The sequence below is a fragment of the Flavobacterium sp. K77 genome (assembly GCF_021608205.1).
Lineage (GTDB): Bacteria > Bacteroidota > Bacteroidia > Flavobacteriales > Flavobacteriaceae > Flavobacterium > Flavobacterium turcicum.
In genome coordinates this window covers 100,762-115,203 of sequence record NZ_JAKIHO010000005.1, presented here as the reverse complement: position 1 = coordinate 115,203, position 14,442 = coordinate 100,762, and the positions used below count along the sequence as shown (strand labels likewise).

General features: G+C 35.0%; 13 protein-coding genes. 3 read left to right on the top strand and 10 right to left on the bottom strand.

Going from position 1 to position 14,442, the window contains the following annotated elements; genetic code table 11:
• Positions 1-29 precede the first annotated feature (29 nt).
• Positions 30-488 (top strand): thioredoxin family protein, encoded by a 459-nt coding sequence (locus L1S34_RS10560; RefSeq protein ID WP_236363990.1) that lies wholly within the window; start codon positions 30-32, stop codon positions 486-488.
• Positions 489-493: 5 nt separating this feature from the next.
• Here the strand turns inward: L1S34_RS10560 and L1S34_RS10555 are convergent, their stop codons facing one another.
• The 5 genes from L1S34_RS10555 to surE form a co-directional block, all read right to left on the bottom strand.
• Positions 494-2,524, bottom strand: coding sequence for a ComEC/Rec2 family competence protein (locus L1S34_RS10555; protein ID WP_236363989.1), 2,031 nt, complete (start codon positions 2,522-2,524; stop codon positions 494-496).
• Between the two features lie 93 nt (positions 2,525-2,617).
• Complete coding sequence (locus L1S34_RS10550) at positions 2,618-3,142, bottom strand: C40 family peptidase (protein WP_236363988.1); 525 nt, start codon at positions 3,140-3,142, stop codon at positions 2,618-2,620.
• Positions 3,143-3,167: 25 nt separating this feature from the next.
• Positions 3,168-4,283: a lipid-A-disaccharide synthase gene (gene lpxB, locus L1S34_RS10545; protein WP_236363987.1), complete on the bottom strand. Its 1,116-nt coding sequence runs from the start codon at positions 4,281-4,283 to the stop codon at positions 3,168-3,170.
• Positions 4,284-4,337: 54 nt separating this feature from the next.
• On the bottom strand, positions 4,338-4,643 hold the full coding sequence (locus L1S34_RS10540; protein ID WP_370637612.1) for a hypothetical protein: 306 nt from the start codon (positions 4,641-4,643) through the stop codon (positions 4,338-4,340).
• Positions 4,603-5,382, bottom strand: a complete 780-nt coding sequence (gene surE / locus L1S34_RS10535) for a 5'/3'-nucleotidase SurE (protein WP_236363986.1) — start codon at positions 5,380-5,382, stop codon at positions 4,603-4,605. Before surE ends, L1S34_RS10540 begins: the two co-directional genes overlap by 41 nt.
• Positions 5,383-5,588: 206 nt before the next feature.
• Here surE and L1S34_RS10530 point away from each other — a divergent pair, with 206 nt between their 5' ends.
• Both L1S34_RS10530 and L1S34_RS10525 read left to right on the top strand, forming a co-directional pair.
• Positions 5,589-7,766, top strand: coding sequence for a carboxy terminal-processing peptidase (locus L1S34_RS10530; RefSeq protein WP_236363985.1), 2,178 nt, complete (start codon positions 5,589-5,591; stop codon positions 7,764-7,766).
• A 149-nt stretch (positions 7,767-7,915) separates the two neighbouring features.
• Positions 7,916-8,797, top strand: coding sequence for a DNA/RNA non-specific endonuclease (locus L1S34_RS10525; protein WP_236363984.1), 882 nt, complete (start codon positions 7,916-7,918; stop codon positions 8,795-8,797).
• Between the two features lie 17 nt (positions 8,798-8,814).
• On the opposite strand, the gene rodA is transcribed toward L1S34_RS10525, so the two are convergent.
• The 5 genes from rodA to L1S34_RS10500 form a co-directional block, all read right to left on the bottom strand.
• The gene (rodA, locus tag L1S34_RS10520) at positions 8,815-10,050 is read right to left on the bottom strand and encodes a rod shape-determining protein RodA (RefSeq protein WP_166135980.1); all 1,236 of its coding nucleotides are present in this window, start codon (positions 10,048-10,050) and stop codon (positions 8,815-8,817) included.
• Positions 10,047-12,005 (bottom strand): penicillin-binding protein 2, encoded by a 1,959-nt coding sequence (gene mrdA / locus L1S34_RS10515; RefSeq protein ID WP_166135983.1) that lies wholly within the window; start codon positions 12,003-12,005, stop codon positions 10,047-10,049. The genes rodA and mrdA overlap by 4 nt, the downstream gene beginning before the upstream one ends.
• A complete protein-coding gene (mreD, locus tag L1S34_RS10510; protein WP_166135986.1) occupies positions 12,002-12,508 on the bottom strand; it encodes a rod shape-determining protein MreD in 507 nt (168 codons plus the stop codon). Before mreD ends, mrdA begins: the two co-directional genes overlap by 4 nt.
• On the bottom strand, positions 12,501-13,325 hold the full coding sequence (gene mreC / locus L1S34_RS10505; RefSeq protein ID WP_166135989.1) for a rod shape-determining protein MreC: 825 nt from the start codon (positions 13,323-13,325) through the stop codon (positions 12,501-12,503). The genes mreD and mreC overlap by 8 nt, the downstream gene beginning before the upstream one ends.
• An 87-nt stretch (positions 13,326-13,412) precedes the next feature.
• Positions 13,413-14,441: a rod shape-determining protein gene (locus L1S34_RS10500; RefSeq protein ID WP_086454445.1), complete on the bottom strand. Its 1,029-nt coding sequence runs from the start codon at positions 14,439-14,441 to the stop codon at positions 13,413-13,415.
• Between the last annotated feature and the right edge of the window lies 1 nt (position 14,442).

Here is a 14,442-nt window from a genome sequence, read left to right as displayed (position 1 = left end):
TTTTTGATTCACAAATAAAAAATTCAAATATGAAAAAAATATTTTTATCTCTGATGTTGGTTATGGGTTCCTTTGCTATTCAAGCGCAAGAATTAGTTTGGGAAACAAATGTGAATAAAGCAATTGAGGTTTCTAAAACAACTAAAAAACCATTACTAATGTTTTTTACAGGCAGCGATTGGTGTGGCTGGTGTATTCGTTTGCAAAAAGAGGTTTTAAAAACGCCAGAATTTGCTACATGGGCTAAAGATAATGTTGTTTTGGTAGAATTAGATTACCCAAGACGAGCACCACAAACAGAAGAAATTAAAAAACAAAATAGTGAGTTGCAAATGGCTTTCCAAATACAAGGTTTCCCGACGGTTGTATTTGCGAACGTAAAGGATGTTGATGGTAAAGTTAATTTTGAAGGAATTGGAAGTACTGGTTACGTTCCAGGAGGACCAACAGCTTGGTTGGCAGTTGCAGATGGTTTTTTGAAAAAATAATACAATCAATTTAGTTTAAAATATCCTTTTTCGGCAGTGGCATGAAAAGGGATATTTTGTTTTTGGCAACTTTGTTCCCATTTCCATCTTGCTTTTTTATAATTGCTGCCATCTGCAATTACTATTTTTGGATGCAATTGTAATAAAACGCGATCAAGATTTACCTTAGTAGATTGCGTTAAAAGCAAAATGTCTGGCTTTATTTTAGGTGACGAAACTGCTGAACTATCCAAGATTAATATCTTTTTGCCTTTGTAAAAAAGTACATTTTTAAGCGGTTTTACAGAATTGATTTTACTAAAATTAGCTTGTTCGTACGATTTCAAAGTGTTTAATGAAGAGTTGGTTTTTACGTCGCTTTTAGAATAAGCAAAGATGATATTTCCATACCGCTTGCTGATTAAAGTGTTTTTTTGAGTATTAAATACGATTATCTCAGCTTGCTGTTCAAAGTGGTTTTTCAATACTAAATACGTGCTTTGTGTGACAATTATACTCACTAATGCTGCCAGCAATTTGTAAAAACTTGGTTTTTTACACCATAAAACCACTGTTATAATGATGCAATAGCTGCACAACAAAAGATAAAAATGTAGCGGTATGTCTTTCAAAATAAATTGCTCTACTGATGCAATTTTGCTTATTATCCAATTAATAATCCAAATACCCCATTCTAAAATTTGTGAAAGCGCGCGTGGTACTTCGGCGAAGGCAGCCCAACTCATGACTATAATTCCTATCGCCATGATGAATAAAAGTAATGGAATAATTATCAAATTGGTAATAAAAAACAATCCAGGGAACTGATGGAAATAGTAAATGCTGAGTGGCAAAGTCCCAATTTGTGCAGCAAATGAAACTGTAAGAATGTCCCAAAAATAGCGCACTAATTTGTATTTTGGACTCCATAAAGTTGCTAGTAGCGGCTGCAGCCACACAATGAAAAATAAGGCAATATAACTTAATTGAAAACCTACATCGAATAAAAATGAAGGTTCAAAAAGTAAAATTATAAAGATTGATGCTATTAAAGTGTGATAAATAGATGTATTTCGGCTCAGGTGATTACCAATTGCAACAAATGAAAACATGGTAACAGAACGAACAACCGATGGCGCTAGTCCTGCTAGTATTCCAAACAACCACAAGCTCAACAGAATTATTACTAGCTTCAAAGCAGAACCTCTTTTGTTGTTTGGTATAGGACGTAATAAAAAAGTCATGAAAAGCATTATAAACCCAATGTGTAAACCTGATACGGATAAAATATGTACGGCGCCTGCATATTGATAATCTCTAATGATAGCCGGATCAATTTCTTGTTGTTGACCTAAAATTAATGCTATCGCCACCTGTAGTTCTCGATTGGAAAACTGATTCGCTTTTAAATTTGTAATTATATTTTCGCGAAAGCGAGCCGTGTAATACCAAATGTCTTTCTCATAGGAAGTACTAATCGATAGGTCCTCAGGATTGCTGTATAATTGCGCATAAATTTGCTTGTTTAAAAGGTAGTTGCTGTAATCAAATTGGTTTGGATTACTAGCTGTTTTATTAGCAATCAATATTCCGTTTACCTTCAATTTACTTCCAATAGGCATTGTAATAGGTAGGCTGTCTGTTGCGATATTTAAGATGATAGAACCGTTTTGGCGTTGGTTTTTTATCTGCGTAATTTGGGCCACATACCTGCTGGTAAATGATGAATTCTTTAATTTTTCTCGAACAGTTAGGGTAATTAAAGTTGGTTTCGCAAATGCGGATTTGTTATGGCTGTAATGTTTGGAGTCAAAGGAATCGTTGTGAATAATTGTTGTAAAAACACCAATCAAAATCATAATTAGCAAACTAACCAATCCGAAAAAAGTGGGCTGCTGTTTTCCTTTAAAAAAGTTATTGATGCAACATAAGAGTAACAACAAAACGGTTAAGCTAATCCCAATAATAGTTGGCGAAAAGACATATAAATGCGCTAGCAATAAGCCAAAAATAAATCCTACGGTTAGTTTTGTAAGTGGGAAATGTAGCACTTTCATAAATCTAAAGTACACATTTTAAGTAACAAACGAATCTAATTGTAAACTAAATTACTGTTTTAAAAAGATTTATTCACCATCGATTGTATCTGTTTAAAAAATACGATTAACTTGAATCAAGGTTCGTTTGTAATAGGGTTCTTTTGTAGATGATATGATTACACCTTTAGAAGTAGAGGAGTGTATAAAGGAGATTCCTTGATCTGTAACCTCAGTAACCAAACCCACATGATTGATTTGCCTGCTAGAATTAGTAGTAAAAAAAATGAGGTCGCCCTTTTGTGCCTGATCTTTTTTAAGATTTATTGCTTGCCCTACTTTTGCTTGCTCGTAGGAGTTGCGTGGTAATACAATATCTTGCGATTTAAAAACGGTATATATCAAGCCAGAGCAATCATAGCCAGCTTTAGAAGTTCCTGCATATTTGTATTTTACTCCAATATTTTCTTCAGCAGTAGTAATCAATTCGTCAATAAGTTGCGCCGTTTTTCGTTTTTCGTTCTTTGAAAACTTGCTTTTGTTTGCTTCGTTTTTTGAATTGATTATTGGTGAAGTACTTTTACATGAGACAATCAATAGTGCCAGGACAAAAGGTAACAAAAATGATTGTAAGCGCATATAAGCAAAAAATAGATTACAGAATTTATGAGCGGATGTGTTGCACGATTTGTGCCGCTGTTTTAGAGCTGGCGCCTACTCCGCCAAGGCGCTGTTCTAACAACGCATATTTTTCAAGTATCGTATCTCGATTTTTAGGATCTAATAAGGATTGAAGTTCTCTTGTAATTGTTTCGGTGGTACAATCGTCCTGAATCAGTTCAGTAACCACTTCTTGATCCATAATCAAATTTACAAGCGAAATATATTTTAATGTAATGATTCTTTTAGCAATTTGGTAGGATACCCAACTGCCTTTGTAGCACACAACTTCGGGAACTTTAAACAAAGCTGTTTCAAGCGTTGCAGTACCGGAAGTTACCAATGCGGCAGTTGCGTTTTGCAAAAGCTCGTAGGTTTTATTAGAAATAAATTTAACGTTTTCCTGCGTAATAAAGGGTTGATAAAAAGAATAGTCTTGGCTTGGTGCTCCTGCTATGACAAATTGATATTCAGGAAATTTTGGCACCACACTAAGCATGACCTCGAGCATTTTAGTAATTTCCTGTTTACGACTTCCAGGGAGTAGGGCTATTATGGGTTTCTCATTCAATTGGTTGTTGGTGCGAAACAATTGTTTATCAGTGTGAGATTGCTGTTGAATGGCATCAATAAGCGGGTGCCCAACAAAGCTAACCGGATAATGGTGCTTGTCCTCATAAAATGTTTTTTCAAAAGGCAAAATAACATACATGTGGTCAATGTCGCGTTTGATATCTGTAATTCTACTTTCTTTCCATGCCCATATTTGAGGTGAAATATAATAATGTGTTGCAATACCTAGTTTTTTTGCCCATTTAGCAATACGCAAATTAAAACCAGGATAATCGATAAAGATGATTGCGTCAGGCTGAAACGCAAGGATGTCTTTTTTACAAATTGTAATATTTTTTAATATCGTTCTCAAATTAAAAAGTACTTCAACAAAACCCATGAAAGCAAGTTCCCTGTAGTGTTTTACCAAAGTTCCGCCAACGGCTTGCATCAAATCGCCACCCCAAAAACGGATTTCAGCTTGTGGATCTTTTTGTAGTAACTCTTTCATTAAGTTAGCACCGTGCAAATCACCTGATGCCTCTCCTGCAATGATGTAATATTTCATTTTTTGTAGAATTCGATTTTTAATTTGAAGTACAAGATGTTTGCAAAGATAGTTTTATATAAACAAGGTTAACAAAGCAATAACCATTACAGCGAGTACCATACCTCTGGCCATTAGTTCTTTGTTAAATTTTAATGCGAGTCCAAAAGCGGCTAATGTTGCAATGCAGCCAAGTGTAATTATCTTTCCGAGATTACCTTGTGATTTTATGATTTGTATTCCTGATATAAAATCATATTCTGTCATGATAATTACAAATAGATAACTACCGAACAGAGTGGTTACAAACCCAATTAGAAACCCAAGTAGTAAGTCTTTCTTATTCATTCCAATTCCAAGTGTTAAGTTGTTGTATGGCATGATGCGCGGTTAAGTCAAATTGTACCGGAACTACTGAGATATATCCGTTTGCCAAAGCCCATTCATCTGTATCTTGCCCGTGGTCTTGATTAACAAATTCTCCAGTAAGCCAATAATAATCTTTACCGTGCGGTGTTTGGCGTTTGTCAAAACGCTCCTGCCACATTGCTTTGGCCTGACGTGCTATTTTTATACCTTTTATTTCGTCTTGTTTTAATTTCGGAAAATTAACATTCAAGAGTACGCCATCAGGTAGGCCTTGCTCTAAGACTTGGGAAGCAATTTGTTTTATGAATGTTTTAGTCGGTTCAAAATCCGCATCCCAATTGTAATCACTTAATGAAAAACCAATTGCAGGAATACCCTCAATACCAGCTTCCATGGCAGCACTCATTGTTCCTGAATAAATAATATTAATAGAGGAGTTAGAGCCATGATTGATTCCAGAAACGCAAAGATCGGGTTTACGTTTCAAAATTTCGTTTACGGCAAGTTTCACACAATCCACAGGTGTTCCAGAACAACTGTATTCCGTAACAGCATCACCGTCTTTTGATATTTTGTTTAAATATAAGGTATTGTTTATGGTTATAGCATGACCCATAGCGCTTTGTGGTTTGTCTGGCGCCACTACTACAACATCGCCTAATTGTGTCATCACTGAAATTAGTGTTCTGATACCAGGAGCGCTAATACCATCATCGTTTGTAATTAAAATTAAGGGTGTTTTTTTATCCATTGCAAATAGTTCAAAAAAAGGAAATATATTTAAAAATACAACAAATGTACTCACTCCAAATGGGATAAAATGAACAAAAGATAAAAATTTGTTATTGAAATTTATTTTGAAGTTTTAAAAAAAACAATTTTATATCTTTAACAAAAATTTATGGGAGCCGCGCTATCGTTGGCATAGTTTTTACCGTAACTTAGAATAAAAAATTCATGAATACTATTCTTCACTTTATGAAAAGAAATTATAAAATTATTCTTGTTGTCGCATGTATTTCGATAACATTGTTTGCCTTTAAAATGAATAACTCCAAGGCTAATGATCCTGAGAAGGATAAGTTGCTTTTAGAGTTACTCACTTTCGTGATTGAAAAAGGGCATTACAGTCCTGCAACCATAGACGACAACTTTTCCAAAGGAGTGTATAAAGATTATATTGAGGCTTTAGATCCCTCAAAACGTTTCTTTTTGCAATCAGACATTGATGAGTTTGCAAAATACGAGTTGCAGCTAGACGATCAAATTATGAATAAAGACTTAACGTTTTTCGATCTTACTTACAATAGATTGATGAAACGTATGGAAGAAAGCACCAAAATTTATAAAGAAGTTCTAAAAAAACCATTTGATTTTACTGTTGACGAAACTTTCAATATTGATTATGAAAAAGCGCCCTACTGTGCTTCGGTTAAAGAGCTTAATGAGAAATGGCGCAAGCAAATCAAACTTTCAACGCTTTCTTCATTGGTTGACAAACAAAAGTTAGAGGAAGACAAGAAAAAGAATGATGCTTCGTATACAATAAAATCGTTTACAGATTTAGAAAAAGAAACGAGAGCTACTTCCGAAAAATCGCTTGATGAATATTTCGGTTTTATTAAAGAATTGAATAGAAACGATTGGTTTTCAGTTTACATTAATTCAATTACAGCACGTTTTGATCCGCACACGAATTATTTTGCTCCTGAAGAAAAGGAACGTTTTGATGTGAGTATGAGTGGTAAATTAGAAGGAATTGGCGCTCGTTTGCAAAAGAAAAATGATTTGACTGAAATTTCAGAATTGATTTCTGGAGGTCCAGCATGGCGAGGAAAGCAAATAGAAGCTGGCGATGTTGTGATGAAAGTGGCACAAGGAAATGGTGAAGCTGTTGATGTGGTTGGAATGCGTTTAGATGATGTGGTTAAAAAAATCAAAGGACCAAAAGGTTCAGAGGTTCGATTGACAGTGAAAAAAGTAGATGGAACTATCAAAATAGTATCAATTATTCGTGATATTGTAGAAATTGAAGAAACTTACGCAAAGTCAAGTATCGTACAAAAGGGCGATTCTAAATATGGCGTAATTTATTTACCAAAGTTTTATATAGATTTTGAAAATCCTCAAGGACGTGATGCTGGAAAAGATATTGCTTTAGAAGTAGATCGATTAAAAAAAGAAGGTGTAAACGGTATCGTGTTAGATGTTCGTGATGATGGTGGTGGGTCTTTGTCAACAGTAGTTGATATCGCGGGTTTGTTTATTGAGCAAGGACCAATTGTACAAATTAAATCAGCAGGCAGAAAAAAAGAAGTTCTGTACGATCGTGATAAAAAAATAGAGTGGGATGGTCCGCTTGTAATTATGGTGAATAGTTTTTCAGCATCAGCATCTGAGATTTTAGCAGCTGCAATTCAAGATTATAAGCGCGGTGTGATTATTGGTAGTAAACAAACCTACGGGAAAGGAACAGTGCAAAATGTAATCGATTTGAATCAATTTGTACGTAGTAATTCAGTAGGTGATTTAGGAGCCATTAAAACTACAACTCAAAAATTTTATAGAATTAATGGTGGTTCTACTCAGTTGGAGGGTGTGTCTAGTGATATTGTTATGCCAGACCGTTATGCTTATTTGAAAATGGGTGAGCGTGATGTTGACAATGCAATGCCATGGGATAAAATTGATCAGGCTGATTATCAAGTTTGGAACAAAAATGCCAATTTTAACCAAGCTATTGCCAATAGTAAATCTAGAATCAGTAATAATGCACAATTCCAATTAATCGAGGAAAATGCAAAATGGATTGATAGCCGAAGCGAGGAAAATGTATACAGCTTAAACATCGATAAATTCAAGGTAGCACAATCTGAAATTGAGGAAAAAGCTAAAAAATACAAGCCAATTACTGATTATAAAAACGACTTGTTGTTTACTTCTCTTCCATATGAGAAAGATGCTATGAGTAAAGATTTAACTCTAAAAGAAAAAAGAGAACGCTGGCACGAAGCTTTAGCAAAAGATATTTATGTCGAAGAAGCTTTGAATGTTTTAGATGATTTGCAAGGTAAATCAGTTGCAAAAAAGACAATGCCTGTTAAAATTAAAAAAGACAAACTAGCAAAGTCATAATCTGATATAAGATAAATTTAATAAAGCGCGCAGGATACGATAAGTACCTTGCGCGTTTTTTTATACGCTCTATTTTGAGTAGCGAATAATGTGTAATTTATAGCTGTATATTTACCTATATTTGGATTAAGATACCAAATCATACTTCTATGTTTACTTTTCCTCGCAATAGCACTCCAATATCGTTTTTTTTAATGGCTTTAACGACAGTTTGCTTGTTTATGTCTTGCAAGGAAGAACAAACACGTTCTGAAATGGATACCTCTCAGGAGCAAGTGCAAAATAGAGCTAATGATTCCGCACAAACGGATACTTCCGCAATATATGAAACTGACAATTGGAAAACACTTCTTCCAACATCAACGACTGCTGCAGTCATTGAACATCAATATTATATCCTAAGTTATCTAGAAGAATTTGAGCAAGCAGAATGGGTTGCCTATGAGTTAAAAAAGGAAAATGTAGTGAATAGAGATTTTAAAAGGCCTTTTTTTATTGAAGATGACAAAGTAGAAACTCGCTCCGCTGACTGGAGAAATTATAAAAATACAAATTACGACAAAGGACATTTGTGTCCAGCTGCTGATATGGAATTTGACTATGACGCTTACACTAGTACTTTTTTGACAAGTAATATATCACCTCAAGAGAAAGATTTTAACGGAGGAATATGGAATTCTTTGGAGCAAAATGTACGCTTTTGGGCAAAGGAATACGATAAGGTTATGGTGGTTACAGCAGGTATTTTAAACTCAAATTTAAAAACAATTGGTCGCGAAAAAGTTGCTGTGCCGGACTATTTTTATAAAATTGTATTCGTCAGAAATGCGAATAAGCCAAAGATGATAGCTTTTATGATTCCTAATCGAGCGATCGATTTACCTCTTGAAGATTATGTAGTGACTGTTGATGCTATCGAAAAAATAACGGGTATCGATTTTTTTCCTAAGTTAACAGATGCGCTAGAAAACCAACTCGAAAGCGAATCAAATATACGGTCTTGGCGTTTTTTAGAGGATAAAAGATACTAGAAAATTGGTTGTGCTAACTACCATTCATTTACTTTGTTAGCGTCCATTTTAATAAAAATAAAAAGCAAAATGGTAAAACCCCATAATCCTGAACCTCCGTACGAGAAAAATGGTAACGGAACACCAATAGTAGGGAAGATACCAGATACCATCGCGATATTGACAAAAAAGTGGGTAAACAAAATTCCAGCTACGCAATAACCATAAACTCTACTAAACTTTGTTTTTTGTCTCTCAGCTAAGTAAATAATTCTTAAAAGTAAACCAGCAAATAAACCAAGTACCAGCAATGATCCAGCAAAGCCCCATTCTTCGCCTACTGTTGTAAAAATATAATCGGTGTGTTGTTCGGGTACAAATCCACCTTTAGTCTGAGTTCCTTCCAGAAAACCTTTTCCGAGCCATCCACCTGATCCAATTGCAATTTCAGATTGATTGGTATTGTAACCTGTTCCGTTCATATCTACGGATTTACCTAGCAAAATATTAAATCGATCTCGGTGGTGTTGTTTAAAAACATTATCAAAGATGTAATCTACAGAAAATACAAAACCAGTAATTAAAACGAGAAGAATCGTACTCATAATGGCATTTCGATCGGCCAATCGTGATTTAAAATGTACGAACAATAAAACAGCTAGCGCGGCTAGAATGATGTATTGTGGTTCAAAAACTAAGGTCATAACAAACAGTAAAATTGTAATGAAACCTGTCCAAACGTACCACGCAGGAAGTCCTTCTCGGTACAAAACGATTATAAAAATACTGTAAATCAAAGCACTTCCAGGATCGGGTTGTGGCAATATAAGTAATACAGGAAATAGAATTATAGCTAAGGCTTGGATTTGCCTGTTTGTTTCTTTTAAATTAATTTGTGTGTCACTCAAAAATTTAGCTAATGCCAATGATGTTGCTGCTTTTGCAAATTCAGATGGCTGTAAGGTAAAACTACCTATGGCGTACCAACAACGTTGTCCAGCAATAGTTTTCCCGAATAAGAATAAACCCATTAATGACAATAGGGAAACTCCAAAAATAATACTGGCATATTTTTCATAAAATTTGCCGTCAATTGAGACTACTGTAAAAATTAAAGGTATGGTTAATACAATAAAAATCAACTGCTTATCAGAGGTGCCTTCCATCGATGATAATGAGGAAGAGTAGATGTTGAGCCACCCTAAAATAACTAATACAGCATAAATGATTATGCTTATCCAGTCGATATTGTTGGTGATGCTTTGGTTTTTCATTTTGCTGCTATAACTTGTTTTTTAGCTTTTGTAGTGTCTACTTTTACTTTTTGTGCAGGTTGCGATTTCAATTTTTTAATAGAATCGGCAGCGCGCAGTTGGGCTTTAACAATATCTGAAAGTCCTCCTAATTTAGCATAACGAGATTGCAAGCTAGTTTCTAAAATTCGTTTTTCTAAGTCAGTTCTAGTTATTTTTTTACGAAGGTACTTTTCGATCATCAAACTAGCAATAGGACCTGCAATAGTCGCTCCATATCCTCCGTTTTCGACCATAACAGCGATTGCTATTTTTGGGTTTTCCATCGGGGCAAAGGCAACAAATATCGAATGGTCTTCCATCTTTACTTTTACGCCACCAATTCTTGCGGAGTTTTCAGCAGTACCAGTTTTTCCACAAATGTTAATTCCTTCTACTCGTAAACCTCTTGCAGTTCCTAAATTGTATACATCAAACAAGCCACTAATGATAGGCTTAAAAAAATGTTTGTCAATTGAAGTAACGTGTTTTGTTGTGAATTTTTCATCAATCTTGTGTCCTTCAATTCGTTTGATAATATGAGGTGTGTAGTAATAACCTTCATTGGCTACTGTCGCCATCATATTAGCTAATTGAATAGGTGTCATTAAAACCTCTCCTTGACCGATGGCGTTTGAAACAATTGCTGTACTGCGCCATCCTCCATTTGGGTACATGCGTTTGTAGGTTTTAGATGTTGGTACTAATCCTCTTTTTCCAGTAGGTAAATCATAGCCCATAAATTCTCCCAATCCAAAACTCTTTAAATGCTTACTCCAAACATCAACCGCATAAGAGGGTTTTACATATTTGTTAATGGTTCGCATGTAGGCGGTAGCAAAGTAGGAATTACAAGATTCATAAATACCTCGATGCAATTGTAAGGCTCCACCGTGGCAGTGGCATCCCATAAAACGGCCACGCGCATAGCTAAAACCATGACGGCAGAATACAGTAGTGTTTTCATCAATAACACCTTCTTGTAAACCAACTAGTCCAGTTAAAATTTTAAAAGGTGATCCAGGCGGATATTCGGCTAATAAACCACGATCATACAAAGGTTTTGCGATAGAATCTCGGTATAAAGCGGTGTAGTTTTTAGAGCGTTGTCGACCAACTAAAATCCCAGGATCATAAGATGGAGCGGTTACTAATGCTAATATTTCACCAGTTTTTGGTTCTATGGCAACAATTCCGCCACGCTTATTAATCATCAGTTCTTCACCATATTTTTGGATTTCGGCATCCAGCGTTAGGTTGATGTCTTCTCCTTGAACGGCAATCGTGTCGTATTTGCCATTTTTATAGGAGCCTATTTCTCTGTTGAATTTATCTTTTTGAATGTATTTCACACCCTTAACTCCCCGAAGTAAATTTTCGTAGCTTTCTTCAACTCCTTGGCGGCCAATTAAATCACCACTGTTGTAATAGGGGTTTTTTGCAACCAATTTTTCGTTTACTTGGGTGATAAATCCAAAAATATTCGCGCCAAAGTTTACTTCATAATCACGTAATGAACGCTTTTGGAAATAGAATCCTTTGTATTTTCGTAATTTTTCTTGAAATGCTGCAAACTCAGCTTTATTCAATTGTGATAAGAATACCGATGGAAGTCTAGGGCTATACACCTTAGCTTTTTCGATTTTTTTGATAAAATCATCTTTGGTGATATTCAAAAGTTGACAAAACTCGGTAGTATCCGTTTCTTTTACTTCTCTCGGAATAACCATGATATCATACGATGCTTGGTTGGCTACAAGCAATTTACCATAACGGTCAAAAATATAGCCTCGTTCTGGATATTCGTATTGTTTTTTGATAGCGTTGTTTTCGGACTCTAATTTTGAAGTTTCGTCTACAATTTGTAAATAAAAAATACGGGTTACCAGAAGTAAAGTAGCGATTATGATCAAAGAGGGCAACAAGGCTTTTCTCATCGTTTGTTTGGCTTAATAAGGTAGATGATTATGATGCAAATTAATATCGTAAATACAGTGCTTAAAAGCGTGGTAATTAAGGTGTCAAGTAGAAAACTCAATTGAAACGCTTCTAACAAAAACAAGGTAAAATGATGAATTACTACAGAGAGCAAAATAAATGTAAACCGTTGAGGTGTCAAAACATCATTTAAGCGAATGGTTTGGTATTCGTAACTTAGTCCAAAAGCAAACTTGAACAAGTAAGGTCTTAGGTAAGCAAGCATTAGCGAGGCTGTTGCATGTGTTCCTCCAGAGTTACTAAAAAGATCCATAATAATACCCATTGCAAAACTCGCAGCAATAAGTCCAGCTTTATTACCATTTACAGGGTATAAAATGATAAACAAAATATAAGGAAAAGGACTAATGTAGCCCAAGAAATTCATATTGTTAAAAACAATGATTTGGAGCGCTAACAGCAAAATGAAACGGAGAATATTGACTAACAAGGTGCTATTCATCTTTTTCTCTTTTTTCTAAATTAATGATTTCTTGTCTGTCTTTTCTCTTGATGATGTATACGTGACCTAAGTTAGTCATGTCATTAAAGAGTTTTACGCGCAATGTATAAAAATTGGTTTTTGTGTCTCTGTAAATTTTTGAGATAGTTCCAATGTTGATGTTTTCTGGAAAAATTACTGATTGTCCACCCGTTACAATTGTGTCTCCAATTTTAATCATTGCTAACCTTGGTAAATCGGTTAGCTGAACAAAACCAGTACTTTTACCATCCCAGTTCAAAGAACCAAAATGATTTGACTTTTTAATTTTAGCATTAATTTGAGAACGTTTGTTCAATATGCTAATTACAGTAGAGTAATTGGTTGATGTATTTTCAATGATTCCTACAATACCCAAGCTGTTAACCACGCCCATGTCTGGTTTTACACCATCTATAGCACCTGAGTTTAGTGTAAGGTAGTTTTCATACACATTATAGGAGTTTCTGATTACTTTTGAAACAATGATATCGGTTGGTTTTACTCCTTTAACACTGTCAATTTGTTTAACAGTCGCAGTGTCTTCAATTTTGAATAAAGCATTACGAAGTAGAGCGTTTTCTTGTGCTAGCGCTTCATTCTCTGTCTTTAAATTCAAATATTCATCAAAGTTGTTCAGTTTTTCGTAAACGCCACCACTTAAGAAATTGGCAGAGCTGATAATCTTGCTGCGGTGAAAAGAGTGAGATTGAACTGTAAGCGCTAAGGAAATGCTTAAAAGCAGCAAAAACAGTATTCTGTTACTGTTTTTAAAAATAAAATTAAATATTTGCTGCATTGTATTCGGTTATAGAGGTCAAATAAGTTAATGTAAAAGAGGTAAACTCCAATACTGTTTGAAAGGTATTGGAGTTGTAAATCTCTATTATTTAATTAATATACTTTTAAATTTTACGATGTTTTTTAGTGCCATTCCAGTTCCACGCACAACCGCACGTAAAGGATCTTCAGCAATATAAACAGGCAAGTCTGTTTTTTGAGAAATTCTTTTGTCTAAACCTCTCAACATAGATCCACCACCTGCTAAGTAAATACCAGTATTGTAAATATCTGCTGCTAATTCAGGCGGAGTTTGAGAAAGCGTTTCCATGACAGCATCTTCAATTCGTTGAATTGATTTGTCAAGAGCTTTAGCAATTTCACGGTATGAAACTTCTACTTGTTTTGGTTTACCCGTTAACAAATCTCTACCTTGTACAGACATATCTTCTGGAGGAGTTTCAAGATCTTCGATAGCAGCTCCAATTTGGATTTTTATTTTTTCAGCAGTACTTTCTCCCACAAATAAATTGTGCTGGGTACGCATGTAGTAAACAATATCATTGGTAAAAACGTCACCTGCAATTTTAACCGATTTGTCACATACGATTCCGCCCAAAGCAATAACCGCAATTTCAGTAGTACCACCACCAATATCTACAATCATGTTTCCTTTTGGTTGCATGATATCAATACCAATACCAATTGCTGCTGCCATTGGTTCGTGAATTAAGTAAACTTCTTTACCATTTACACGCTCACATGACTCTTTAACAGCACGCATTTCAACTTCGGTAATTCCAGATGGAATACAAACTACCATGCGCAATGCAGGAGTGAACATTCGTTTTTTTAATGCAGGTATGCTTTTGATAAACATACTGATCATTTTTTCAGATGCATCAAAATCTGCAATTACACCATCTTTCAAAGGTCTTATTGTCTTTATGTTTTCATGTGTCTTTCCTTGCATCATGTTGGCTTCTTTACCAACAGCAATGATTTTGCCAGAAATCCTATCGCGTGCAACTATCGAAGGGCTGTCTATTACGACTTTATCATTGTGTATGATTAAAGTATTAGCGGTACCAAGGTCTATCGCAATATCCTCGGTCATGAAATCAAAAAATCCCATA